Source organism: Yersinia rochesterensis (assembly GCF_003600645.1).
GTDB lineage: Bacteria > Pseudomonadota > Gammaproteobacteria > Enterobacterales > Enterobacteriaceae > Yersinia > Yersinia rochesterensis.
Genome location: NZ_CP032482.1, coordinates 4412060 through 4437953, shown reverse-complemented (window position 1 = coordinate 4437953; position 25894 = coordinate 4412060). Strand labels below are relative to the sequence as shown.

Below are 25894 nucleotides of genomic sequence, written 5' to 3'. Positions count from 1 at the left end.
ATGTTTTATCCAGATCAATTTGACGTCATCATCATTGGTGGTGGCCATGCCGGCACAGAAGCTGCAATGGCAGCGGCACGCATGGGACGTCAGACCTTATTGCTGACGCACAATATCGACACACTGGGACAAATGTCTTGTAACCCAGCGATTGGCGGTATCGGTAAGGGGCATTTGGTAAAAGAGATCGATGCTCTGGGCGGCTTGATGGCAATGGCGACTGACCAAGCCGGTATTCAGTTTAGGATACTAAACGCCAGCAAAGGCCCTGCGGTAAGAGCAACCCGAGCGCAAGCTGACCGCGTCCTATATCGCCAGGCAGTCCGCACCGCATTGGAAAACCAGCCTAACTTGACTCTCTTCCAGCAACCTGTTGAAGATCTGATTGTTGAGAACGATCGTGTGGTCGGTGCAGTGACCCAAATGGGATTAAAATTCCGTGCTAAAGCTGTGGTATTGACCGTCGGTACTTTCTTGGACGGGAAAATTCATATTGGCCTTGAGAACTACAGCGGTGGCCGTGCTGGTGATCCCCCATCCATCTCATTGTCACAACGCTTGCGTGAATTACCGCTGCGAGTCAATCGCCTTAAAACCGGTACTCCGCCGCGTATTGATGCGCGCACCATCGATTTTAGCCAATTGGCTCCTCAGTTTGGTGATACGCCAATTCCAGTATTCTCTTTCCTGGGAAATGCCGATCAACACCCTGAGCAGATGGCATGCCATATCACCTACACTAATGAAAAAACGCATGAAGTGATCCGTAATAACCTGGATCGCAGCCCGATGTATGCCGGGATCATCGAAGGGATTGGGCCACGTTATTGCCCATCGATCGAAGACAAAGTTATGCGCTTTGCGGATCGTAATTCACATCAGATCTTCCTTGAACCTGAAGGCCTGACCAGTAATGAAATCTATCCAAACGGTATTTCTACCAGCTTGCCTTTCGATGTTCAGATGCAGATAGTTCGTTCAATGAAAGGGCTTGAAAACGCACGTATTATTCGGCCAGGTTATGCCATTGAGTATGATTTCTTTGATCCGCGAGATTTGAAACCTACTCTGGAAAGCAAATATATCCAGGGTTTATTCTTTGCCGGACAAATCAATGGCACCACCGGTTATGAAGAAGCAGCAGCTCAAGGGCTGCTTGCAGGCCTCAATGCGGGCCGTTTCGCCAATGATGATGATGGGTGGTCACCTCGTCGTGATGAAGCTTACCTTGGCGTGCTGGTGGACGATTTAAGCACCCTCGGCACCAAAGAACCGTACCGCATGTTTACCTCACGAGCGGAATATCGTCTGATGTTGCGTGAAGACAACGCGGATCTGCGCTTGACTGAAATGGGTCGTAAGTTAGGGTTGGTCGATGATGCTCGTTGGGCACACTTTAGCCAAAAAATTGAGCAAATTGAAAAAGAACGGCAGCGCCTACGAGATATTTGGGTTCATCCCCATTCTGAGAACGTAGCTGAAATCAATGCGTTGCTGAAAGCTCCATTGTCAAAAGAAGCCAATGGGGAAGAATTACTGCGCCGCCCTGAAATTGACTATCGCTTGTTAACAACTTTGCCTTTATTTGGCCCAGCATTAACGGATCCGCAAGCCGCTGATCAGGTTGAAATTCAAGTTAAATATCAAGGCTATATTGCTCGTCAGCAGGAAGAAATTGAAAAACAGCTGCGCAATGAAAATACATTGCTGCCTGCTGATTTAGATTATCGCCAAGTATCTGGTTTATCTAATGAAGTTATTGCTAAATTGAATGATCACAAACCTAACTCTATCGGTCAGGCTTCACGTATTTCAGGTATTACACCTGCGGCAATTTCCATTTTGCTGGTTTGGCTGAAAAAACAAGGTTTGCTACGTCGTAGCGCGTAACTATTCAACATTTGCCTGAGCTGTGAGAGATAAGCAGTCAGGCAGATTTAGCTTTATTTTCAGTCAGTAACGAAGTATTCAAACCACTAGCTCGGCTAGATTATTACTCCACATACTGGTTCATTACAGGCTGACAGAGATTTTTTAGTCAGAGGATATTGTTGTGTTAAAAAAATTAGATTCCCTGCTAAATGCAGCAGGTATTGCGTTACCCGATCAGCAAAAACACCAACTGATAGGCTATGTGGAACTGCTTGATAAGTGGAACAAAGCTTATAATCTGACATCTGTGCGTGACCCAATGCAAATGTTGGTACGACATATTTTGGATAGCATTGTCGTTAACCCACATTTACAAGGTAACCGTTTTATCGATGTCGGTACGGGGCCAGGGCTTCCTGGGATACCTTTAGCCATAGTGCGCCCCGATTCACACTTCGTATTGCTCGATAGCTTGGGTAAACGCGTTCGCTTTTTGCGGCAAGTGCAACACGAATTAGGATTAAGTAATATCGAACCGGTACAAAGCCGAGTTGAGGACTTTGCCGCAAAACCGCCATTTGATGGTGTAATAAGCCGTGCATTTGCATCCTTACAAGATATGCTGTCCTGGTGCCATCATTTGCCAGCCAAGCCAGAAGGGCGTTTTTATGCGCTAAAAGGGGTAAGGCCAGATGATGAATTAGGGATATTGCCTGAAGGAATAGTTCTCGAGTCTGTGGTGAGATTGCAGGTACCTGAGTTAGACGGTGAACGTCATTTGGTTATTCTTAAGTCAAACTAACTTTGCTATTTATCAAAAAAATGTAATAAATCCTTAATGAAAGTAGGGGGTTTATCTTATTTAGCCCTTTTAATATAGGCGAGTATTTATTCGCTAATGCTCATACGGGAAGATTATATTTCACGTATTGTTTACAAAATCATCGTCCACGAATGATAAAATTATATTGAAAGCGACCAAATAGTCACTTTGGTCATTATTTTACCGAAGAGATTATGTTTTTATGTATCCAAACTGTTGCCGGGTTATTATCTGAAATGTCAACGGTAAGTTTTTACTAAGTAGATAAGTTGTTTGATAATGGTTTAAATTTAACATTATGATTTATAAAAGTATTTAATGGCTCTTTTCGTTAAAGACAAAGTAAAGCTCTATAGGATATAAATCAGTTTGTTTTAAGTTTTGTGATCTGTTGCACGCTTTATTGATAATAGATGGAATAGTCAGACAATTAAATACGTGCTTTATTCCGAGGGTTTCCTTGTGAAAATAGCGCGAAAGAAGAAAATTTAAATAATTGTTCACCTTTTCGCTACTTATCGATTGAATTCGTTTGAGTGGCCCGTATAATTTGCTCGTTTTTTGCTGCTTGACTCAATGGGGTAAAAGGCAGTTTTATACCTCACTCAGCATACCTTTAGTGTGGTTTGGAGAGAACAAACGTCATGCCTGTATCCCTTTACAGTGGGAAAATTGCACGAAAGTTGCTGTTGTTGCAGTTAATGACTTTTGTTGTTCTCAGTGCTGTTTTTGGTTTTAAAAGCCTGGAATGGAGTGCTTCTGCTCTGGCAGGAGGATTGGCAGCCTGGTTGCCCAGTGCCATTTTTATGTTGTTTGCTTGCCGCCATCAAGTAAAAACAGCTGCTCCAGGTCGTGTTGCGTGGTCGTTTGCCATTGGCGAAGGGTTAAAAGTTATCATGACGATAATTTTGCTGATTGTGGCATTAGGGCTGTTTAAAGCAGCATTTGCACCACTCGGTTTAACCTATTTAGCGGTGCTGATTGTGCAGATATTGGCACCGGCCGTGATAAGCGGCTACCGTACTTAACAGTTATCGTATTCGACGGTCACCGTATTTAACTAAAAAAAGGGTAAGAGGCATCATGTCTGCATCAGGAGAAATCTCTACTCCAAGGGACTACATAGGGCACCACCTGAACAACCTTCAGTTGGACCTGCGTACCTTTGAGTTGGTCAATCCCCACTCACCGGGCCCTGCAACGTTCTGGACGTTGAACATTGACTCTTTGTTCTTCTCTGTCGTGCTGGGGTTAGCTTTTCTGTTTGTGTTCCGCAAAGTTGCGGCAGGTGCCACCAGTGGCGTGCCTGGCAAATTGCAGACGGCTGTTGAGTTAATTATCGGTTTTGTCGATAACAGCGTACGGGATATGTACCACGGCAAAAGTAAAGTCATCGCGCCATTAGCCCTAACTGTGTTTGTTTGGGTTTTATTGATGAACATGATGGACTTGCTGCCAATCGATTTACTGCCTTACATCGGTGAACATGTCTTTGGGTTACCAGCGCTGCGCGTGGTACCGACTGCTGACGTAAGTATTACCTTGTCCATGGCATTGGGTGTTTTCATCCTGATCCTGTTCTATAGCATTAAAATGAAAGGTGTAGGCGGCTTCGTAAAAGAATTAACGATGCAGCCGTTCAATCACCCGATATTCATTCCAGTGAACTTAATTCTGGAAGGTGTCAGCCTGCTGTCCAAACCGGTTTCACTCGGTCTGCGACTGTTCGGCAACATGTATGCGGGTGAGTTGATCTTCATCCTGATTGCTGGCCTGTTGCCGTGGTGGTCACAGTGGATGCTCAGTTTACCTTGGGCTATCTTCCACATACTGATTATTACGTTACAAGCCTTTATCTTCATGGTTCTGACGATTGTCTATCTGTCGATGGCGTCCGAAGAGCACTGATTTTCTTATAACATTACTGCGTTTTAACTGAAATAAACTGGAGACTGTCATGGAAAACCTGAATATGGATCTGCTGTACATGGCTGCCGCTATAATGATGGGTTTAGCGGCAATCGGTGCTGCGATCGGTATCGGCATCCTGGGTGGTAAATTTTTGGAAGGCGCTGCACGTCAGCCTGACCTAATTCCTCTGCTGCGTACACAGTTCTTTATCGTCATGGGTCTGGTTGACGCCATCCCTATGATCGCTGTTGGTCTGGGTCTGTACGTGATGTTTGCTGTCGCGTAAGTAGAGTTTTCTCTACTGTGAACTACACCAAACTATTAACTTTTAAAGAGGCATTGTGCTGTGAATCTTAACGCAACAATCCTCGGCCAGGCCATCGCGTTTGTCCTGTTTGTCCTGTTCTGCATGAAGTATATATGGCCGCCGATTATGGCTGCCATCGAGAAGCGTCAAAAAGAAATTGCTGACGGTCTCTCTTCTGCAGAACGTGCCAAAAAAGATTTGGACTTAGCGCAAGCCAATGCGACCGACCAACTGAAGAAGGCCAAAGCAGAAGCACAGGTGATTATTGAGCAAGCGAGTAAACGTAAAGCTCAGATCCTTGATGAAGCTAAAGCAGAAGCTGAACAGGAACGTAACAAAATCGTGGCGCAAGCGCAGGCAGAGATCGACGCCGAACGTAAGCGTGCTCGTGAAGAGTTGCGTAAGCAAGTCGCGATGCTGGCTATAGCTGGCGCCGAGAAGATCATCGAACGTTCCGTGGATGAAGCTGCTAACAGCGACATCGTTGATAAACTGGTCGCTGAACTGTAAGGAGGGAGGGGCTGATGTCTGAATTTGTAACTGTAGCTCGCCCCTACGCCAAAGCAGCTTTTGACTTTGCTGTTGAGCACCAGGTGGTTGAACGTTGGCAAGATATGCTGGCGTTTACTGCCCAAGTGACGCGCAATGAACAAATCGCTGAATTGCTTTCCGGTGCTGTAGCACCAGAAACAATGTCTAAGACGTTTATTGCAGTCTGTGGTGATCAGCTCGATGAACCCGCACAGAACTTCATTCGAGTTATGGCGGAGAATGGCCGTTTACTGGTTCTTCCTGAGGTACTACAGCAGTTTATTCAACTGCGTGCCTCGCTGGAGTCGACCGTCGACGTTGAAGTGAGCTCTGCGAGCCCATTGAACGACGAACAGCTGGCAAAAATTGCTGCTGCGATGGAAAAACGTCTGTCACGCAAAGTTAAGCTGAATTGCAAAATCGATAAGTCCGTAATGGCCGGCGTAGTAATACGTGCAGGCGATATGGTGATAGATGGCAGCGTTCGCGGTCGTCTAGAACGCCTGGCGGACGTCTTGCAGTCTTAAGGGGACTGGAGCATATGCAACTGAATTCCACCGAAATCAGCGAACTGATCAAGCAGCGCATTGCTCAGTTCAATGTGGTGAGCGAAGCTCACAATGAAGGTACTATTGTTTCCGTCAGTGACGGGATCATTCGTGTACACGGTTTGGCCGAAGTTATGCAAGGCGAGATGATCGCACTGCCAGGCAACCGTTACGCAATCGCACTGAACCTGGAGCGCGACTCCGTAGGTGCTGTAGTTATGGGCCCGTACGCCGATCTTGCCGAAGGCATGAAGGTTAAATGTACTGGCCGTATCCTGGAAGTTCCAGTCGGTCGTGGCCTGTTGGGCCGCGTCGTCAATACTCTGGGTGAACCTGTTGATGGTAAAGGTCCGGTAGAAAACGACGGCTTCTCAGCTGTTGAAGCTATCGCACCTGGCGTTATCGAACGTCAATCCGTTGATGAACCTGTTCAGACTGGCTATAAGTCAGTCGATGCCATGATTCCAATCGGTCGTGGTCAGCGTGAATTGATCATCGGCGACCGTCAGACAGGTAAAACTGCTCTGGCGATTGATGCGATTATTAACCAGCGCGATTCAGGCATTAAATGTGTGTATGTTGCTATCGGCCAGAAAGCCTCTACTGTTGCAAACGTAGTGCGTAAACTGGAAGAACATGGCGCGTTGGCTAACACCATTGTGGTGGTAGCTACAGCATCAGAATCTGCGGCATTACAATACCTGGCACCTTACTCCGGTTGTGCCATGGGTGAATATTTCCGCGACCGCGGTGAAGATGCTCTGATTATTTATGATGACCTGTCTAAACAGGCTGTTGCATATCGTCAAATCTCCTTGCTGCTCCGTCGTCCACCAGGCCGTGAAGCTTATCCTGGCGACGTATTCTACCTCCACTCCCGTTTGTTGGAGCGTGCTGCGCGTGTTAACGCCGATTACGTTGAAGCCTTTACCAAGGGTGAAGTGAAAGGTAAAACGGGTTCTTTGACCGCATTGCCAATCATTGAAACTCAAGCAGGGGACGTTTCCGCGTTCGTTCCGACCAACGTAATTTCTATTACCGATGGTCAGATCTTCCTGGAATCCAGCCTGTTTAACGCCGGTATTCGTCCTGCGGTTAACCCAGGTATCTCCGTATCCCGTGTGGGTGGTGCAGCGCAGACCAAGATCATGAAAAAACTGTCCGGTGGTATTCGTACCGCTCTGGCACAGTATCGTGAACTTGCTGCGTTCTCCCAGTTCGCATCCGATTTGGATGATGCAACACGTAAACAGCTGAGCCATGGTCAGAAAGTGACCGAGCTTCTGAAACAGAAACAATATGCACCGATGTCTGTTGCACAGCAGTCTCTGGTTCTGTTCGCAGCTGAACGTGGTTATCTGGGTGATATCGAGTTGGCGAAGGTAGGTAGCTTTGAAGCTGCGCTGTTGGCATTTGCTGACCGCGAGCACGCCGAGCTTCTGCAACAAATCAACCAAACTGGCGCGTATAACGATGAAATCGAGGCTAAGCTGAAAGGCATCCTTGATACATTTAAGGCAACCCAGTCCTGGTAACGCTATACGGCCCTGCTTTTCGTTAGGAAAGCAGGCCGTCTGGCAATGAGGAGAAGCAGAAATGGCCGGCGCAAAAGAGATACGTTCCAAGATCGCCAGCGTGCAAAACACGCAAAAGATCACCAAAGCCATGGAGATGGTCGCCGCCTCCAAAATGCGTAAATCGCAGGAACGCATGGCGGCTAGCCGTCCTTATGCAGAAACAATGCGTAGTGTGATTGGTCACCTCGCGTTAGGTAATCTGGAATATAAACATCCATACCTGGAAGAGCGCGATGTTAAGCGTGTTGGGTATCTGGTGGTTTCTACAGACCGTGGCTTGTGCGGTGGTTTGAACATTAACCTGTTCAAAAGACTGTTGTCTGAGATGAAAGGTTGGTCTGAAAAAGGCGTTGAATGTGATTTAGCGCTAATCGGGTCAAAAGCAGCTTCTTTCTTTGGTTCCGTGGGCGGCAAGATTGTTGCTCAGGTTACTGGCATGGGGGATAACCCTTCTCTGTCAGAACTTATCGGGCCAGTGAAAGTGATGTTGCAAGCCTATGATGAAGGTCGTTTGGATAAACTGTATATCGTTAATAACAAGTTTATCAATACGATGTCTCAGGAACCACGGATCATGCAGCTGTTACCTCTTCCGCCAGCGGAAGACGGTGAGCTGAAGAGGAAATCCTGGGATTACCTGTATGAACCTGATCCAAAAGCGCTGTTGGATACCCTCCTGCGTCGCTATGTGGAATCGCAAGTTTATCAGGGCGTCGTTGAAAACCTGGCTAGCGAACAGGCCGCGCGAATGGTAGCGATGAAAGCCGCCACCGATAACGGCGGTAGTCTGATCAAAGAGCTGCAGTTGGTTTACAACAAAGCTCGTCAGGCCAGCATCACTCAGGAACTCACCGAGATCGTCGGGGGAGCCTCCGCGGTTTAACCAGGTTATTACCCAAAATAGTTCAGATTGCAGAAAGGCGACAATTGAGCAAATCCCCAGGCGCTTACTTAAGTAAGCAACTTGGGTGAGAGAAAGCAGTCAACGCCCCAGCAATTTGGAATATGACGGGTAAACGTATTACGTAGAGGATTCAAGATGGCTACTGGAAAGATTATCCAGGTAATCGGCGCCGTAGTGGACGTCGAATTCCCCCAAGACGCTGTACCAAAAGTGTACAACGCCCTTGAGGTTGAAGGCGCAGCTGAGAAGCTCGTGCTGGAAGTTCAGCAACAGCTGGGCGGTGGTGTTGTTCGTTGTATCGCGATGGGCTCTTCCGATGGTCTGAGCCGCGGGTTGAAAGTTATCAACCTGGAACACCCAATTGAAGTGCCGGTGGGTAAATCAACTCTGGGCCGTATCATGAACGTATTGGGTGACCCAATCGACATGAAAGGTCCTATCGGTGAAGAAGAGCGTTGGGCAATCCATCGTGAAGCGCCTTCTTACGAAGAGCTTGCCAGCTCGCAAGACTTGTTAGAAACCGGTATCAAGGTTATGGACTTGATTTGTCCGTTCGCTAAGGGCGGTAAAGTTGGTCTGTTCGGTGGTGCGGGTGTAGGTAAAACAGTAAACATGATGGAGCTGATTCGTAACATTGCGATTGAGCACTCAGGTTATTCTGTATTTGCTGGTGTGGGTGAGCGTACTCGTGAGGGTAACGACTTCTACCACGAGATGACTGACTCCAACGTTTTGGACAAAGTATCCTTGGTTTATGGCCAGATGAATGAGCCACCAGGTAACCGTCTACGCGTTGCACTGACCGGCCTGACTATGGCGGAGAAATTCCGTGATGAAGGTCGCGACGTATTGCTGTTCATCGATAACATCTATCGCTATACCTTGGCTGGTACGGAAGTATCCGCACTGCTGGGTCGTATGCCATCTGCGGTAGGCTATCAGCCAACACTGGCAGAAGAGATGGGCGTGTTGCAGGAACGTATTACTTCCACCAAGACGGGTTCAATCACCTCTGTTCAGGCCGTTTACGTGCCAGCGGATGACTTGACTGACCCCTCTCCAGCAACCACCTTTGCTCACTTGGATGCAACCGTCGTTCTGAGCCGTCAAATCGCCTCTCTGGGTATTTACCCGGCGGTTGACCCGCTTGACTCCACCAGCCGTCAGCTTGATCCGCTGGTTGTTGGTCAGGAGCACTACGATGTAGCGCGTGGCGTGCAGTCTATTCTGCAACGTTACCAGGAACTGAAAGATATCATCGCGATTTTGGGTATGGACGAATTGTCAGAAGATGACAAATTGGTTGTATCCCGTGCGCGTAAAATCCAGCGCTTCCTGTCTCAACCGTTCTTCGTGGCAGAAGTCTTTACCGGTTCACCGGGCAAGTTCGTATCGCTGAAAGACACCATTCGTGGTTTCAAAGGCATCATGAACGGCGACTATGACCACCTGCCGGAGCAGGCGTTCTACATGGTTGGCACCATTGAAGAAGCAGTGGAAAAAGCCAAGAAACTGTAACGCTGTTGACTGGAGGGTGACATGGCTGCAATGACTTACCATCTGGATGTTGTAAGCGCAGAGAAGAAAATGTTCTCGGGCGTGGTGCAAAAAATTCAGGTGACGGGTAGTGAAGGTGAACTGGGTATATTCCCGGGTCACGCCCCACTGCTCACTGCCATTAAGCCTGGCATGATACGAATCGTTAAGCAGTTCGGTGAGGAAGAGTTTATTTATCTTTCTGGCGGCATCCTTGAGGTGCAACCGAGTGTTGTGATCGTATTGGCTGACACTGCTATTCGCGGAACTGATTTGGACGAAGCTAAGGCGCTGGAATCTAAGCGCAAAGCTGAAGACCATATCAATAATTCCCACGGTGATGTCGACTATGCTCAGGCATCCGCTGAATTGGCGAAGGCGATTGCAAAACTACGTGTAATCGAGCTGACCAGGAAAGCGATGTAATTTTACAGTGGTGGGTTTTTAGTAACCCACTGATATGTAAAATTATTAAATATTCAAAGTTATTGGGGTTGTCGGTAGTCAGCGAAAATAGCTAACTTCCCGCGACTTCAAATACGAAGAATATAAAGAACGATAGAATGCCAGTCAGTAAAACTGATTGGCATTTTTTTTTACTTTTACGTGCAATAAAGCTGACTTTCTGTCCCCTTTCTCCTTTGGGCGCTGTCATTTGACCTACCTCTCCCGTATTTAATTAAGCCTACGCTAAACTGAAAGCGTTTCTTTCTGAAAACTCTTGTTTCTTGACGTAAAATAAGTGGTTAATTATCTGAGTCGGTGAGGGGGTTTTGATAAAAACAGGTCAGAAAACGTCGCTGATCGCAGACACTTTCTGCTACATTTTTTTATTACCAGCTCAATTGCTACAGCCCTTTAACCATGCGGGTTGGATACGTTTTTCGCTGAGAAATATGTAGTAATTATTTCTCTAAACAGGTTTACTTCCGTCTATTAATTTGGAGTTATCAGGTTGCTTATGTCTAACAGCTCAATGAGTGTAGTCATCCTTGCCGCAGGTAAGGGGACACGTATGTATTCCGACCTTCCTAAGGTGTTACACCCACTGGCAGGTAAGCCGATGGTTCAGCATGTTATTGATGCTGCCATGAAGTTGGGTGCTCAACATGTTCATCTGGTTTATGGGCACGGCGGTGAGTTATTGAAAAAAACACTGACTGATCCGGCGCTTAACTGGGTACTGCAAGCTGAGCAGTTGGGTACCGGGCATGCGATGCAACAAGCTGCACCCTATTTTTCTGATGATGAAGATATCCTGATGTTGTACGGCGATGTGCCGTTGATCTCTGTTGATACTCTCGAGCGCCTATTGGCAGCTAAGCCAAAGGGGGGTATTGGCTTGTTGACGGTGAAGCTGGATAACCCTAGCGGTTACGGGCGCATTGTGCGTGAGAATGGCGATGTGGTGGGTATTGTTGAACATAAAGATGCCAGCGATGCACAACGCGAGATTAATGAAATCAACACTGGGATATTGGTTGCCAATGGCCGTGATCTAAAACGCTGGCTATCATTGTTGGACAACAATAATGCTCAGGGTGAATTTTATATCACCGATATTATTGCTTTGGCCCATGCTGATGGTCAGAAGATAGTTGCGGTGCATCCAGCTCGTTTGAGTGAAGTGGAAGGAATCAATAACCGCCTGCAGTTAGCCACTCTTGAGCGCGTCTATCAGTCAGAGCAAGCTGAAAAGTTGTTGTTAGCCGGGGTGATGTTACTGGATCCCGCGCGCTTTGATTTGCGGGGAGAATTAACACATGGCCGTGATATCACAATTGATACCAATGTCATTATTGAAGGCCATGTGGTTTTAGGTGACCGGGTGCGTATTGGTACCGGGTGTGTACTTAAAAACTGTGTTATTGGCGATGATTCAGAAATCAGCCCATACAGTGTGTTGGAAGACTCTCGTTTAGATGCTGGTTGTACCGTTGGGCCATTTGCCCGCTTGCGGCCGGGTGCTGAGTTAGCTGAGGGCGCACATGTCGGTAACTTTGTTGAAATCAAAAAAGCCCGCTTAGGTAAAGGTTCTAAAGCCGGACACCTTTCTTATTTAGGCGATGCTGAGATTGGCTCAGGCGTAAATATCGGCGCAGGGACAATCACCTGCAACTATGATGGAGCTAATAAGTTTAAAACTATTATTGGTGATGATGTCTTTGTTGGATCTGATACTCAGCTCGTCGCGCCAGTGACTGTTGCAAACGGCGCGACTATTGCTGCCGGTACTACCGTCACCGGTGATATTGCCGAAAATGAGTTAGTTCTTAGCCGAGTTAAACAGGTTCATGTGCAGGGTTGGCAGCGTCCGGTTAAGAAAAAATAATCTATTAAAACAGTCCCTTCAACGTTCGTTATTCTGCATTGAAGGGATGTTTTGCCCTGTGTTTTTTGCTTATCTATTTGTGCCGAGAATACAGAACAAAACATAATAATCCCCAACTCTACAGGCTCGGGGAACCCCGGAAAATCCGGAAATTCAGGTCACTGACATCGACAAGGTTCTAAAAGAATCTTAAATAGGAATAAAACAGATGTGTGGAATTGTTGGCGCAGTAGCGCAACGTGATATCGCTGAGATTCTGATCGAAGGTTTACGTCGTCTTGAATATCGTGGCTATGACTCAGCTGGTTTGGCTGTAGTGGATGCTGACAGTAATCTGACTCGTTTACGTCGGGTGGGTAAAGTTCAGGCGCTATCTGATGCGGCCGAAAGCCAAGATTTACATGGCGGAACCGGGATTGCACATACTCGTTGGGCCACTCATGGTGAGCCATCAGAGGCCAATGCGCATCCTCATGTTTCGGACTACATCTCCGTCGTTCATAACGGCATTATTGAAAATCACGAACCTTTACGTGAATTGCTGATTAGCCGTGGCTACCGTTTCAGTTCTGAAACTGATACTGAAGTTATTGCTCATCTGGTGCATTGGGAGCTACAACAGGGCGGTTCATTGCTGGAAGTCGTTCAGCGCGTGATCCCGCAATTGCGAGGCGCTTACGGCACTGTTGTGATGGATAGCCGTGACCCAAGCCGCTTGATAGCAGCACGTTCAGGTAGCCCATTGGTTATTGGCTGTGGTGTGGGTGAAAACTTTATCGCCTCCGACCAACTGGCTTTATTGCCAGTCACCCGTCGCTTTATCTTCCTGGAAGAGGGTGATGTGGTTGAAGTGACTCGCCGTAGCATCGCTATTTTTGATAAGCAGGGTAATGCTATTGAGCGCCCTGAGATCGAATCTCAGGTGCAATATGATGCCGGCGATAAAGGTGTTTACCGCCATTACATGCAGAAAGAAATTTATGAACAGCCAATGGCGATTAAGAACACGCTGGAAGGCCGTTTAAACCACGGGGCGATTGATTTATCTGAGCTTGGCCCTAAGGCTGATGCTTTGCTGGCTGACGTCCAACATATCCAAATCATCGCCTGCGGTACTTCTTACAACTCAGGTATGGTTTCGCGTTATTGGTTTGAATCATTAGCCGGTGTACCTTGCGATGTAGAAATTGCATCCGAGTTCCGCTACCGTAAATCCGCTGTGCGCCCGAATAGCTTGCTTATTACCTTGTCACAATCAGGTGAAACCGCCGATACACTGGCCGCTCTGCGTTTATCCAAAGAGTTAGGATATTTAGGTTCTCTGGCAATTTGTAATGTCGCCGGTTCTTCGCTGGTGCGCGAATCTGATTTAGCCTTGATGACTAAAGCCGGTACCGAGATTGGCGTGGCCTCAACCAAAGCCTTTACCACTCAGTTGACCGTGTTATTGATGCTGGTGGGGCGTATCGGCAAGCTGAAAGGCGCTAATGCCAGTTTAGAGCACGACATTGTTCATGCACTACAGGCTTTGCCAGCGCGTATTGAGCAGATGCTGTCTCTGGATAAAACCATCGAAGCGCTGGCTGAAGGTTTCTCTGATAAGCACAATGCACTGTTCCTTGGCCGTGGCGATCAGTATCCGATTGCGATGGAAGGTGCGCTGAAACTGAAAGAGATTTCTTATATTCATGCTGAAGCTTATGCAGCGGGTGAATTGAAGCACGGCCCATTGGCATTGATTGATGCAGATATGCCGGTCATCGTGGTCGCGCCAAATAATGAATTGTTGGAAAAACTGAAATCTAACATTGAAGAAGTGCGCGCCCGTGGCGGTTTGCTGTATGTATTTGCCGATCAAGATGCTGGCTTTACTGATAGCGAAGGCATGAAAATCATTCAGTTACCGCATGTAGAAGAAATTATTGCTCCTATCTTCTACACCGTGCCACTACAATTGCTGGCTTACCATGTCGCGCTGATTAAAGGCACCGATGTGGATCAGCCTCGTAACCTGGCAAAATCAGTGACGGTTGAATAATCCCTGCGGATGATAAAATCGCGATAAATCTAAAAGTCCGGTTGTGCTGTTTAAATAGCATCACCGGACTTTTTTATGATTAGCTTAAATTTCCTGTTAGGCGACGATGAAAATCGCTGCTGCGCATATCCAGCCCTTCAATAGTCACTTCAGCACCGTAACGTTTATAGCGATACTCGATACCATCCAGAGCCGCTACGGTGGAAGCATCCCAAATCTGTGCATGCGTCAGGTCGATGATGACTCGTTTGGGGTCATTGGCATACTCGAAATGCTCGAACAGGTCGTTACTACTGGCAAAAAATAGTGGGCCGCGTACGGTATAGCGAACACTTTCACCATCATCACTTAATGTACGTTCTGCATGAATAACATGGGCTATGCGGCGTGCAAATAGCGCCATGGCAACAATAACTCCGGCCAATACACCGAGCGCGAGATTACTCGTCCAGACAGTAATCACTACAGTTAGCACCATCACCAGTGTTTCTGACCAGGGCATACGTTTAAGGGTTGATGTTTGCAAGCTATGCCAGTTAACCGTTTTTACTGCGACAACCATCATTATGCCCGCGAGTACCACCATAGGGATTTGTGCCAAAATTTTGCTCAGACCTGTCACCAGTAACAGCAGAACCACGGCTGCCGCGAAAGTTGAAACTCGGCTCCGGGCTTTGCCTAACTCAACATTGACGATAGTCTGGCCAATCATGGCACAACCCGCGATGCCACCATAAAAACCGGCGAGAATATTACCAACACCAAGGCCCCATGACTCACGGCGCTTGCTTGATGGGGTATCTGTAATGTCATCTACCAGTTTTGCTGTTAACAGCGACTCCATTAACCCGACAAAAGCGATACTTAACGCTGTAGGCCATACAATGTGGAGTGTTTGCCAATTCAGAGGAACCAGAAGCTGGGTGAACCCTGGCAAGCCGCCACCCATCGGCCCTTCATCGCCGACATTAGGTAGTCGGTAGCCCATCAACAAAGCCACTACAGTGACGACCACGATGGCAATAAGTGGTGAGGGTACGCTTTTAAGTATACGCGGGAGCAGCAAGACAATGAGCAGGGTAATGACAAGCATCCCCCATACCAGGTTCGATTGCCCCCAAACATGGGGTACCTGAGCGAAAAATATCAAGATACCCAATGCATTAACAAAACCGATCATCACAGAGCGCGGGATATAACGCATCATGCGAGATAAACCTGTCATGCCGAACAGGATTTGAACTATCCCTCCCAACACGACCGCTGGCAGTATGTATTCGACGCCATGTATATGAACCATTGGGCCGATGACTAATGCCACTGAACCTGCAGCGGCGGTGACCATTGCGGGTCGCCCTCCGAGAATAGATAGCGTCAAACACAGAACAATAGATGCGACCAAACTTACTTTCGGATCGACGCCAGCAATGACAGAAAATGAGATAACTTCAGGAATGAGCGCCAATGCTGTCATCACTCCGGCTAAACATTCACGTGCCATTAACTTTGGTGATGTGAGAACCTGGGCTACACGCAGTTGATCGCCTAACGCTTCAGCGGTGTTAATGTGATTACTGTTACTCATTTCTTCTGTCTCTTTTCATTATTATTTCTTAGGTAAAACTTACCGGGTGTTGGCAAAATAGCTAAACGCCAAGATCCTAAGCATCACAGCAAAAAACCGATAAAATATTGGCCTAAATGGGCATGAATAGATAATGCGAAAAGCATGAATGCTTTAACAGTACCCGCTCAGAGTCGTTCAGTGCGATGGGGAATAACTCAAGGTGGCGTAAGATTCATGATGACTTTAGTGACTCGTGGTAATTATAAGGGGGCTTTAGTGAGCAATGATACGATAGGAGGCTAGCCGCGAACACCAATTTCTAATGTCATAAATATGAGTGCCAATTATCCCCTTTTTAACTAAAACCCTTACTTTCTGAGTTTTATATTTAAACTAAAAAAACATTAAAACAAATAAAATCAACGTCTTGTATTGATTCTTGTTTGCTGTCATATAACTGTAATATTTCATACATTTTTCTGTCATTAAACTGTCCTATTTTCCCTCCTGCACCATACTTAATCTGATGAAAAAATTTTATACACTTTGTACTTGAAGTTGCAGGTTTGTTAGCTACGTTCACTCACCCGAATCACTTACACGAGTAAGTTCATCGGGGTTCGCTTGCCGCCTACCAGCAGCACCAAGTTCTTTGGTATAGAGTTAATTCTAATATCCCATTAGGAGGGATTATGAAACTGATGCGTACCACCGTAGCCAGCATTGTGGCAGCGACTTTATCTATGACCACCGTGTCCGCGTTCGCTGCTGCAAGCCTGACGGGTGCAGGTGCGACATTCCCCGCACCGGTGTATGCCAAGTGGGCAGATTCTTATCAGAAAGAAACAGGTAACAAAGTTAACTATCAGGGGATCGGTTCTTCGGGCGGCGTAAAACAAATTATTGCCAATACTGTTGATTTCGGTGCGTCTGATGCGCCATTAACAGATGACAAACTGGCGGCTGAAGGTTTGTTCCAATTTCCAACAGTGATCGGCGGCGTAGTATTGGCCGTGAATATCCCTGGTATTAAATCCGGTGAACTGACATTAGACGGTAAAACACTGGGTGATATTTATCTGGGTAATGTGAAAAAGTGGAATGATCCGGCTATTGTTAAGCTGAACCCAGGCGTTAAATTGCCAGATCAAAATATTGCTGTGGTGCGTCGTGCTGACGGCTCCGGCACTTCATTCGTGTTCACCAGCTACCTGGCTAAAGTGAACGCAGAATGGAAAGAAAAAGTAGGCGCAGGTTCGACGGTTAACTGGCCGACTGGTTTGGGTGGCAAAGGTAACGATGGTATCGCCGCCTTTGTACAGCGCTTACCTGGCTCTATTGGCTATGTAGAATATGCTTACGCCAAACAAAATAGCCTGGCTTACACCAAACTGATTTCTGCGGATGGTAAACCTGTTAGCCCAACAGAACACAGCTTTAGCTCTGCGGCGAAAGGTGTGGACTGGAGCAAAACATTTGCTCAAGACTTAACCAATCAAAAAGGTGATGATGTTTGGCCAATAACATCAACAACTTTCATCTTGGTACATAAAGAGCAGAAAAATGCGGCTAACGGCGTTGAAGTATTGAAGTTCTTTGACTGGGGTTACACAGACGGCGCTAAACAAGCCAACGAGCTGGATTATGCAACATTGCCAGCTGAAGTTGTTGAGCAAGTCCGTGCTGCTTGGAAAACTCAGATTAAAGATAGCAGCGGTAAGCCAATCTTCTGATTGAAGTTCGTTTTACCTGTAATAAGTTATTTATAACATCACCTTATACCCAAAGTAATTGGAGTTGCAGGTAGGCGGCAATTGAGCTAATCCCGATGAGCTGACTTATTTTAAGGTCAAGACCAGTCAGTGATTCGGGTTAGTGAACGCCGCCAACACGCCTGCGGCTTCAAGTACAAGGGGGTATAACACTCAGATGAGAAGAGAGTCTATGGCTGACAAGCCGACAATCAAAGCACCGAGTCAATATGGTGACATCATTTTCAGTGCGCTAGTTAAACTGGCTGCGCTGATTACGCTATTTCTGTTAGGCGGCATTATCGTTTCATTGATTATTGCTTCCTGGCCAAGCATTGAGAAATTTGGTTGGGCTTTCCTGTGGACCAAAGAGTGGGATGCGCCGGCTGAACAGTTTGGTGCATTAGTGCCGATTTACGGCACGGTTGTGACCTCGGTTATTGCCCTACTCATCGCGGTTCCGGTCAGTTTTGGTATTGCTCTGTTTTTAACTGAATTAGCCCCAAACTGGTTAAAACGCCCACTGGGTGTGGCGATTGAATTGTTAGCCGCGATCCCCAGCATTGTTTACGGGATGTGGGGTTTGTTTGTCTTCGCCCCGTTATTTGCCCGCTATTTCCAAGAGCCAGTCGGCAATGTGATGTCCGGCATCCCGATTGTGGGCGTATTGTTCTCTGGCCCGGCTTTTGGTATCGGCATTCTGGCCGCCGGTATCATCTTGGCCATCATGATTATTCCTTACATTGCAGCTGTCATGCGCGATGTCTTCGAACAAACCCCGGTGATGATGAAAGAGTCGGCCTATGGTATTGGCTGCACCACCTGGGAAGTGATTTGGCGCATTGTGCTGCCTTATACCAAAAATGGTGTTATTGGTGGCGTGATGTTGGGGCTGGGCCGTGCGCTGGGTGAAACCATGGCGGTAACCTTTATTATCGGCAACACCTACCAGCTCGACAGTTTCTCGCTGTTTATGCCGGGCAACAGTATTACCTCCGCGTTGGCGAATGAGTTTGCCGAAGCTGAATCTGGCTTACATACCGCCGCGTTGATGGAACTGGGTCTGATCTTATTCGTCATTACCTTTATCGTACTGGCTTTATCTAAGTTAATGGTTTTGCGTCTGGCTAAGAAAGAGGGGCGCTAAGATGGCGACGATGGATATGCAAAGTGATGCGACGCTGATGGAAACCCGCCGTAAAAAGCAGGCATGGCGTCGTCAAAAAAACCGTATTGCTTTATTGCTTTCAATGGCCACCATGGCATTTGGCCTGTTCTGGTTGGTGTGGATTTTGTTCTCCACGGTGACCAAAGGTATCGACGGTATGTCTTTGGCCTTGTTTACCGAGATGACACCGCCGCCCAATACGGCCGGTGGGGGGTTGGCAAACGCCATTGCGGGGAGCGGATTATTAATTCTGTGGGCAACCGTCATTGGCACCCCACTGGGGATTATGGCGGGGATTTATCTGGCGGAATATGGCCGTAAATCCTGGTTGGCGGAAATTACCCGCTTTATAAATGACATTTTATTATCAGCCCCTTCCATTGTTGTCGGCCTGTTTGTTTACACCATAGTGGTTGCCAAGATGGAGCACTTCTCCGGTTGGGCTGGGGTGATTGCGCTGGCGCTGTTACAAATCCCTATTGTCATTCGCACCACTGAAAACATGCTGAAGTTGGTACCGGATAGCTTGCGCGAAGCGGCTTATGCATTGGGAACACCAAAATGGCGCATGATATCGGCCATTACCTTGAAAGCATCTATCTCCGGTATTTTGACGGGTATCTTGTTAGCGGTCGCGCGTATTGCCGGTGAAACCGCGCCTTTGCTGTTCACCTCGCTCTCCAACCAGTTCTGGAGTACCGATCTGAGTCAGCCAATTGCTAACTTACCGGTCACTATCTTTAAGTTTGCCATGAGCCCATTTGCTGAATGGCAACAACTGGCATGGGCTGGGGTGCTTTTGATAACCCTGTGTGTGCTGTTACTGAATATTGTGGCTCGCGTTATTTTTGCTAAGAAAAAGTATTAATCGGCTGAGAAAAGCCCTTAATTAGCAAAGAAAAACCCGATTCGCCAATAAATTCCAAAATGCAGCTACGGCGGCATTGGCTAAAAGAGAGAAGTCTTGATGAGTATGGCTACTGACATCAACAACAGCAAAATTCAGGTTCGCGATCTGAACTTCTACTACGGCAAATTTCATGCGCTGAAGAATATTTCGCTGGATATTGCCAAAAACCAGGTCACAGCATTCATCGGCCCATCAGGCTGCGGTAAATCAACACTGCTGCGTACATTCAATAAAATGTATCAGTTGTATCCGGATCAGCGCGCTGAAGGCGACATTTTGCTGGATGGGCAGAATATCCTGACCGATAAACAAGATATTGCATTGTTGCGGGCAAAAGTTGGCATGGTTTTCCAAAAGCCAACCCCATTCCCAATGTCGATTTACGATAACATCGCCTTTGGTGTGAAACTGTTTGAGAACCTATCTCGCACCGATATGGATGAGCGCGTGCAATGGGCGCTGACCAAAGCGGCTTTGTGGAATGAAACCAAAGATAAGTTGCACCAGAGCGGATACAGTTTGTCGGGAGGCCAGCAGCAGCGCCTATGCATCGCCCGTGGTATCGCGATTCGCCCAGATGTGTTGTTGCTTGATGAGCCTTGCTCAGCACTTGACCCTATCTCGACTGGCCGTATTGAAGAGCTGATCAGCGAGTTGAAGTCTGACTATACGGTGGTGATAGTGACACACAACATGCAGCAAGCGGCTCGCTGCTCAGATCACACGGCATTTATGTATCTGGGCGAGTTAATTGAATTCAGTGATACAGATACGCTGTTTACCGCGCCACAGCAGAAACAGACGGAAGATTATATCACCGGTCGCTATGGCTGATTTTACTCATAGGGTATACATCAATTTCGCCTATTTACATGTACGGGAAGTATCATGGATAACTTGAATCTTAATAAACATATTTCCGGCCAGTTCAATGCAGAACTTGAACATATCCGCACCCAAGTATTGACCATGGGCGGGCTGGTGGAACAACAATTATCTGACGCGATCACCGCCATGCACAATCAGGACGGCGAGTTGGCAAAACAGGTCATTGCTGGTGATAAAAAGGTCAATATGATGGAAGTGGCCATTGATGAAGCCTGTGTGCGCATCATTGCCAAACGTCAGCCGACGGCGAGTGATTTGCGTCTGGTGATGGCCATCATCAAGACGATTTCTGAGCTAGAGCGCATCGGTGATGTGGCGGATAAAATCTGCCGCACTGCGCTGGAAAAATTCTCTCATCAACACCAGCCTTTACTGGTCAGTTTGGAGTCTTTGGGGCGTCATACGGTACAGATGCTGCATGATGTTCTGGATGCCTTTGCCCGGATGGATTTGGATGAAGCTATCCGAATCTATCGCGAAGATAAGAAAGTTGATCAGGAATATGAAGGCATTGTGCGCCAGTTGATGACGTATATGATGGAAGATCCGCGAACTATCCCAAGTGTGCTGACAGCATTGTTTTGCGCCCGTTCGATTGAACGCATTGGCGACCGCTGCCAGAATATCTGCGAATTTATCTTCTACTTTGTTAAAGGTCAGGATTTCCGTCACTTAGGTGGCGATGATTTAGAAAAACTGCTTTCTAATAAAGCTGAAAAGTAACCTGTTTCCCCCAATTAGATTAAGCATTTCTGCTTGATTGGGGGTTATTTTTATAAATTATTTTTTCCCGCCTTTGCTACCTTATTATTAATTTATTAAGCTAATTCACTCTCGTTTTATCTCTGTTTATATTTAATCCCCCATTGATTGACATAATGAAAGTGTGTTTTGTTGCTTTGTGGATGTATATTTAAATGGTTTTATTGTTTAGGGGAAATATAACTTCCCTCATGGGGAAAGTATATTTCCCCTATTATAATATAATGGCGATTTTAATATTTATCTGCATAAGAATATATGATTTTTAATATGCGTTTACATTGGGCGGGATAAGTGAACATACGTCTGTATATGCCAAAGAATGTCGCTCTTAGCCTGCTGTGGGTTGTTTGGGGAGCATGTTTAGTTAGCTATATAGTCTACAATTTATTTTTTTATCTTCTTCTTGCTCCTACTTTATTCCTCATTTTTATTCTGATAAATATTATGTTTAAAAAGAAAGCAAGCAGTCATGACAAGGTGTCTATTATGGCCAACTCTTCTCTACCATCTTCAGCCCCATTATCGGGTTCGCCATCAGACTCAGTGAAGACAAATACGATTATAGCGGTGGGGACAAAATTAAAAGGTAATATTAATCTTGATGGTGACATTCAAATTTATGGTGTTGTCATCGGTGATATTGTTGTCAATGAAGGCACACTAAGATTGATGCGCAGTGGTCATATTGAAGGGAATTTAACTGCCCCTCACATTACGGTTGATGGGCGGATCGAGGGTGTTTGTGTTTCCGATCATTTGGAAATTTTGGAGAATGGTCGGCTAAACGGCATTGTAAAAGGCAGTAATTTCTCTATCAAGAAAGGCGGTGTTTTCATTGGTCAGTCAGAGATTAGCGAAGAGTCTGAAAGCCTGACAAAGACTAAAGTTAAATCCACTACTTCGAATCATCATGAAAAGGTAAAGTCGGAAGAAATACCCAGTTAAATACTATAACTCGGTATATAACTCTGTTGAGGTTGTTGTTACTCATACACGCTAGAAATGCGGTTTGGCCGGGGATTCACGGCCATAATCGCCCGTTTTCCCCGCCCATGATTTCACTTTTTCTTTCAATATAAGCAAACTTATCCACTGAGATGATTTAGTTATAAATATATCGTTTTATATTATTTCCTGACCTAACGCGGACTTGATAGCTTACGTGTATCGCAACATCTCAATCATCTTAGGAGCTTTCAATGAAGCAATCTCTAACCACCAAAAAAAGCGTTCTGGCACTCACGCTGTTAGCCGGTCTGGCCACACTTTCTGGTGCTGCTCACGCAGATAAGCTGGATGATATTAAACAGGCTGGTGTGGTGCGGATTGCTGTTTTCGATAGCAACCCACCATTTGGTTATATCGACCCACAGACTAAAAAACTGGTGGGATATGATGTCGATGTGGCGAATGCAATCGCGAAAGATTTAGGTGTAAAAGTTGAACTGCGGGCAACTAACCCAGCTAACCGTATTCCGTTACTGGCCTCTAAAAAAGTGGATTTGATTGCTGCCAACTTCACTATTACGGATGACCGCGCCAAAGAAGTGAACTTCAGCTTGCCGTACTTTGCGACGGGTCAGAAATTTATTGCCCATAAAGGTGTGCTGAAAACGCCAGAAGACATCGCTGGGTTGCGTATCGGTGCGGATAAAGGCACGGTACAGGAAATAACCTTACGTGACCGTTATCCAACGGCGAAAGTCATTTCCTATGATGATACTCCGGTGGCATTTACCGCTCTGCGCAATGGTAATGTTCAAGCTATCACTCAGGATGATGCAAAATTAGTTGGGTTGTTGGGCAACCTTTCTGTGGCACAAAAAGCAGATTTTGAAATCTCACCATTCAGTATTACTAAAGAATATCAAGGCGTTGGTATTCCTAAAGGGGAAGATCGCTTAACTACTCAAGTGAACGAGACACTGGTTAAACTGGAAAAAGATGGCGAAGCAGCGAAAATTTATGACCGCTGGTTCGGGCCTGAAACCAAAGCAGCTCAACCCCGTGGCGATTTCAAATTTGCACCATTGGATCAACAGCCTAAAGCATGATTCAATAGTCAATTGAGAACACCAAAAGCCCTGCATTGTTGTGATGCAGGGCTATTTGCTTTCATGCAGATACGGGTTTAAGGAAATATGAATCTACATCACCTCACTGACTGGTTGCTGGCTCCGCAATATCTCGGCTGGTTATGGAATGGTTTTCTGCTGACGTTGTGGATTTCTGCCTGCACAGTGGTGGCTTCTACGCTATTGGGTTTTTTACTGGCCGCCGCCAGAGACAGCGAACTCAAAGCGTTGCAATGGTTTGCGATTGGTTACAGCATGCTATTTCGTAATACGCCGCTGCTTATCCAGTTGTTCTTTTGGTATTTTGCTGCCAGTCAATTTCTGCCCGCATCCTGGATACCTTGGCTTAATACTCCCCATGAAATCACGGTTTTTGGACTCACTCTCGGCTGGCCTTCTTTTGAGTTTTTGGCCGGTTTCATCGGCTTGACCTTCTATTCCACGGCATTTATTGCGGAAGAGTTGCGCTCGGGGATCAGCGGGGTTGCCAAGGGACAAAAATATGCTGCCCATGCATTGGGGCTGACGGGTTGGCAGTCTATGCGCCATGTTGTGTTGCCGCAGGCGTTGAAAATCGCTATGCCGCCGTTACTCGGCCAATATATGAATATTATTAAAAACTCATCATTAGCGATGGCTATTGGTGTGGCCGAGCTTTCTTATGCTTCCCGCCAGGTTGAAACGGAAACTTTGCGGACATTCCAGGCTTTTGGTGTGGCAACGGTGTTGTATATCGCGATTATTGCGTTGATTGAGGCCTGGGGCATGTGGCGTCAGCAGCGAACCATCGTTAAGGGGCACTGAGATGGATTTTACGATTATTGCCGATAACTGGACTTATCTGTTATGGGGAACATTTCCTGATGGGCCGTTAGGCGGAGCTGCATTAACCTTGTTGATCAGCCTGTTAGCTGGCGTGGCTTCGGCTATTTTAGGCACCGTGTTGGGTGTGGTGCTGGCGATGTCCCGCGGTGCCTGGGCGGGAATATTAGCTGCATTTTTAGGTTTTTTCCGCGCTATTCCCGTGATTATGTTGATTTTTTGGACGTATTTTCTACTGCCGATCGTATTTGGTGTGGATATCCCCGAAATCACTACTGTGGTATGCGCGTTGGCACTGATTGCTTCAGCCTATCTGGCTCATGCGGTGAAAGCGGGAATTGTGGCGATCGGGGCGGGGCAGTGGCAAGCGGGTTTGTCATTGGGCTTCAATCGTTGGCAAGTTTTGTGGTTTGTGGTTTTGCCGCAAGCCTTGCGCATGATGGTGCCATCATTTATTAATCAATGGATTTCTTTGATTAAGGATACCTCGCTGGCTTATATCGTCGGGGTCAATGAACTGACGTTTTTGGCCACTCAAGTTAATAACCGCAGTATGGTTTACCCGATGGAAGTATTCCTGTTCGTGGCATTGGTCTATTTCGTTTTATGTTTGGCACTGGACTTACTGGCAAATGGCCTTAACCGCCGTTTTAGCTCCCAACATGCCATTAATAAGCAAAGCGCCATTAACCGTTCATGGCGCTGGTGGCGAAATAAATCTGTATTACCAGTAAGTTAAGTGCGGGTTATCTGCCAGCCTCTGGCGCGCCATAAATCGGGTAGTTGCCGCATATCATCAAACATGGTGACTAATGGGTGGTGAATCGGCTGATTATGTGGATCGGCGCAGTAATAATATACCGGTATCCCGGCCGCTATTCCGGCATGGGTACCGGCTGCTGAGTCTTCAATCAAAATACAGCGCTCGGCCGCGACCTTCATCTCTTCTGCGGCATGATAAATCAACGCGGGATCAGGCTTCCAACGTTGGATGTCGTAGCCGCTATAGAGCCTTTCTTCAAAGAAAGGCAGTAAGTCGGTCAAGCCCAGAGAGTGCTGCATTTTACTCACCGGCCCATTGGACACCACGCAAATCGGCAATGTTATTTGCTCTAGCAATGTTTTTACGCCGGCGATAGGTTGTAACTCAGCATCAAATAAGCGAGCAACTTCATCGCGATAGAGTTTCTCCAGCTTTTCTATTGGCTCATCCAGGCCGTTTTCTTTACTCACCAACGCGACGATTTCATTGAGTTTCACGCCCTTAAAACGCTTAATCACCTCTTCCAGCGACAAGTGAATATCATAATGGGCAAACATCACAACATAGGCCTGACAACACAGAACTTCACTGTCGACCAAGGTTCCATCACAATCGAACATGACACATTCAATCTGGTTCACTCAATCCATCCTTTATTATGCCGTTTTAAGTTCATTCCACTTTAACCATCCTGCCCCAGAATGCGATACATAATTACCCTGCTAGCAATATTACGCATATCAACTGAATAAAATTCAATAAGTTGAATAGTGGGTGGTTAAAGTTAAGCCACTTGTTGCGCAACA

General features: G+C 46.6%; 24 protein-coding genes. 22 read left to right on the top strand and 2 right to left on the bottom strand.

Features of this window, described 5'->3' with window-relative positions; genetic code table 11:
• From mnmG to glmS, 13 genes are all read left to right on the top strand, one after another.
• Complete coding sequence (mnmG, locus tag DXZ79_RS20550; protein ID WP_038637755.1) at positions 1 to 1890, top strand: tRNA uridine-5-carboxymethylaminomethyl(34) synthesis enzyme MnmG; 1890 nt, start codon at positions 1 to 3, stop codon at positions 1888 to 1890.
• 163 nt (positions 1891 to 2053) lie between these two features.
• Complete coding sequence (rsmG, locus tag DXZ79_RS20545; protein WP_038637752.1) at positions 2054 to 2674, top strand: 16S rRNA (guanine(527)-N(7))-methyltransferase RsmG; 621 nt, start codon at positions 2054 to 2056, stop codon at positions 2672 to 2674.
• Positions 2675 to 3339: 665 nt separating this feature from the next.
• Positions 3340 to 3723: a F0F1 ATP synthase subunit I gene (gene atpI, locus DXZ79_RS20540; protein WP_004393047.1), complete on the top strand. Its 384-nt coding sequence runs from the start codon at positions 3340 to 3342 to the stop codon at positions 3721 to 3723.
• A 55-nt stretch (positions 3724 to 3778) separates the two neighbouring features.
• Positions 3779 to 4603, top strand: coding sequence for a F0F1 ATP synthase subunit A (gene atpB, locus DXZ79_RS20535; protein ID WP_005161179.1), 825 nt, complete (start codon positions 3779 to 3781; stop codon positions 4601 to 4603).
• A 49-nt stretch (positions 4604 to 4652) separates the two neighbouring features.
• Positions 4653 to 4892 carry a F0F1 ATP synthase subunit C gene (gene atpE, locus DXZ79_RS20530; protein WP_004393045.1) on the top strand — a complete coding sequence of 80 codons (240 nt, stop codon included), beginning with the start codon at positions 4653 to 4655 and terminating at the stop codon, positions 4890 to 4892.
• A 60-nt stretch (positions 4893 to 4952) separates the two neighbouring features.
• On the top strand, positions 4953 to 5423 hold the full coding sequence (gene atpF, locus DXZ79_RS20525; protein WP_004393038.1) for a F0F1 ATP synthase subunit B: 471 nt from the start codon (positions 4953 to 4955) through the stop codon (positions 5421 to 5423).
• 14 nt (positions 5424 to 5437) lie between these two features.
• Positions 5438 to 5971, top strand: a complete 534-nt coding sequence (gene atpH, locus DXZ79_RS20520; RefSeq protein WP_004393034.1) for a F0F1 ATP synthase subunit delta — start codon at positions 5438 to 5440, stop codon at positions 5969 to 5971.
• Positions 5972 to 5985: 14 nt separating this feature from the next.
• Entirely contained in the window at positions 5986 to 7527 is a 1542-nt protein-coding gene (gene atpA / locus DXZ79_RS20515) for a F0F1 ATP synthase subunit alpha (RefSeq protein ID WP_120011592.1), read from the top strand.
• Between the two features lie 61 nt (positions 7528 to 7588).
• On the top strand, positions 7589 to 8452 hold the full coding sequence (atpG, locus tag DXZ79_RS20510; RefSeq protein WP_038637747.1) for a F0F1 ATP synthase subunit gamma: 864 nt from the start codon (positions 7589 to 7591) through the stop codon (positions 8450 to 8452).
• Positions 8453 to 8608: 156 nt separating this feature from the next.
• Positions 8609 to 9991 carry a F0F1 ATP synthase subunit beta gene (atpD, locus tag DXZ79_RS20505; RefSeq protein ID WP_032816366.1) on the top strand — a complete coding sequence of 461 codons (1383 nt, stop codon included), beginning with the start codon at positions 8609 to 8611 and terminating at the stop codon, positions 9989 to 9991.
• A 21-nt stretch (positions 9992 to 10012) separates the two neighbouring features.
• Positions 10013 to 10435 carry a F0F1 ATP synthase subunit epsilon gene (locus DXZ79_RS20500; protein WP_004393020.1) on the top strand — a complete coding sequence of 141 codons (423 nt, stop codon included), beginning with the start codon at positions 10013 to 10015 and terminating at the stop codon, positions 10433 to 10435.
• A gap of 535 nt (positions 10436 to 10970) precedes the next feature.
• A complete protein-coding gene (gene glmU, locus DXZ79_RS20495) occupies positions 10971 to 12341 on the top strand; it encodes a bifunctional UDP-N-acetylglucosamine diphosphorylase/glucosamine-1-phosphate N-acetyltransferase GlmU (RefSeq protein WP_038637742.1) in 1371 nt (456 codons plus the stop codon).
• A gap of 208 nt (positions 12342 to 12549) precedes the next feature.
• The gene (gene glmS / locus DXZ79_RS20490) at positions 12550 to 14379 is read left to right on the top strand and encodes a glutamine--fructose-6-phosphate transaminase (isomerizing) (protein ID WP_038637741.1); all 1830 of its coding nucleotides are present in this window, start codon (positions 12550 to 12552) and stop codon (positions 14377 to 14379) included.
• 79 nt (positions 14380 to 14458) lie between these two features.
• On the opposite strand, the gene DXZ79_RS20485 is transcribed toward glmS, so the two are convergent.
• Positions 14459 to 15964 carry a SulP family inorganic anion transporter gene (locus tag DXZ79_RS20485; protein WP_038637738.1) on the bottom strand — a complete coding sequence of 502 codons (1506 nt, stop codon included), beginning with the start codon at positions 15962 to 15964 and terminating at the stop codon, positions 14459 to 14461.
• A 674-nt stretch (positions 15965 to 16638) separates the two neighbouring features.
• On the opposite strand from DXZ79_RS20485, the gene pstS reads away from it, so the two are divergent.
• The 9 genes from pstS to DXZ79_RS20440 all read left to right on the top strand — a co-directional run bounded on the left by pstS (position 16639) and on the right by DXZ79_RS20440 (position 25064).
• Positions 16639 to 17679: a phosphate ABC transporter substrate-binding protein PstS gene (gene pstS / locus DXZ79_RS20480; protein WP_038637735.1), complete on the top strand. Its 1041-nt coding sequence runs from the start codon at positions 16639 to 16641 to the stop codon at positions 17677 to 17679.
• Between the two features lie 211 nt (positions 17680 to 17890).
• Positions 17891 to 18844 (top strand): phosphate ABC transporter permease PstC, encoded by a 954-nt coding sequence (pstC, locus tag DXZ79_RS20475; RefSeq protein WP_038637732.1) that lies wholly within the window; start codon positions 17891 to 17893, stop codon positions 18842 to 18844.
• Position 18845: 1 nt separating this feature from the next.
• Positions 18846 to 19733: a phosphate ABC transporter permease PstA gene (gene pstA, locus DXZ79_RS20470; protein WP_038637729.1), complete on the top strand. Its 888-nt coding sequence runs from the start codon at positions 18846 to 18848 to the stop codon at positions 19731 to 19733.
• A gap of 99 nt (positions 19734 to 19832) precedes the next feature.
• Positions 19833 to 20609 carry a phosphate ABC transporter ATP-binding protein PstB gene (gene pstB / locus DXZ79_RS20465; protein WP_038637726.1) on the top strand — a complete coding sequence of 259 codons (777 nt, stop codon included), beginning with the start codon at positions 19833 to 19835 and terminating at the stop codon, positions 20607 to 20609.
• 54 nt (positions 20610 to 20663) lie between these two features.
• Positions 20664 to 21386, top strand: a complete 723-nt coding sequence (phoU, locus tag DXZ79_RS20460; RefSeq protein WP_038637723.1) for a phosphate signaling complex protein PhoU — start codon at positions 20664 to 20666, stop codon at positions 21384 to 21386.
• Positions 21387 to 21764: 378 nt separating this feature from the next.
• Positions 21765 to 22373: a bactofilin family protein gene (locus DXZ79_RS20455; RefSeq protein ID WP_244942328.1), complete on the top strand. Its 609-nt coding sequence runs from the start codon at positions 21765 to 21767 to the stop codon at positions 22371 to 22373.
• A 254-nt stretch (positions 22374 to 22627) separates the two neighbouring features.
• Positions 22628 to 23482: an ABC transporter substrate-binding protein gene (locus tag DXZ79_RS20450; RefSeq protein WP_038637721.1), complete on the top strand. Its 855-nt coding sequence runs from the start codon at positions 22628 to 22630 to the stop codon at positions 23480 to 23482.
• A gap of 87 nt (positions 23483 to 23569) precedes the next feature.
• Positions 23570 to 24307 carry an amino acid ABC transporter permease gene (locus tag DXZ79_RS20445; RefSeq protein WP_038637717.1) on the top strand — a complete coding sequence of 246 codons (738 nt, stop codon included), beginning with the start codon at positions 23570 to 23572 and terminating at the stop codon, positions 24305 to 24307.
• Between the two features lies 1 nt (position 24308).
• Positions 24309 to 25064, top strand: coding sequence for an amino acid ABC transporter permease (locus tag DXZ79_RS20440; protein ID WP_038637714.1), 756 nt, complete (start codon positions 24309 to 24311; stop codon positions 25062 to 25064).
• On the opposite strand, the gene yieH is transcribed toward DXZ79_RS20440, so the two are convergent.
• A complete protein-coding gene (gene yieH / locus DXZ79_RS20435) occupies positions 25061 to 25729 on the bottom strand; it encodes a 6-phosphogluconate phosphatase (RefSeq protein ID WP_038637711.1) in 669 nt (222 codons plus the stop codon). The genes DXZ79_RS20440 and yieH overlap by 4 nt on opposite strands.
• Between the last annotated feature and the right edge of the window lie 165 nt (positions 25730 to 25894).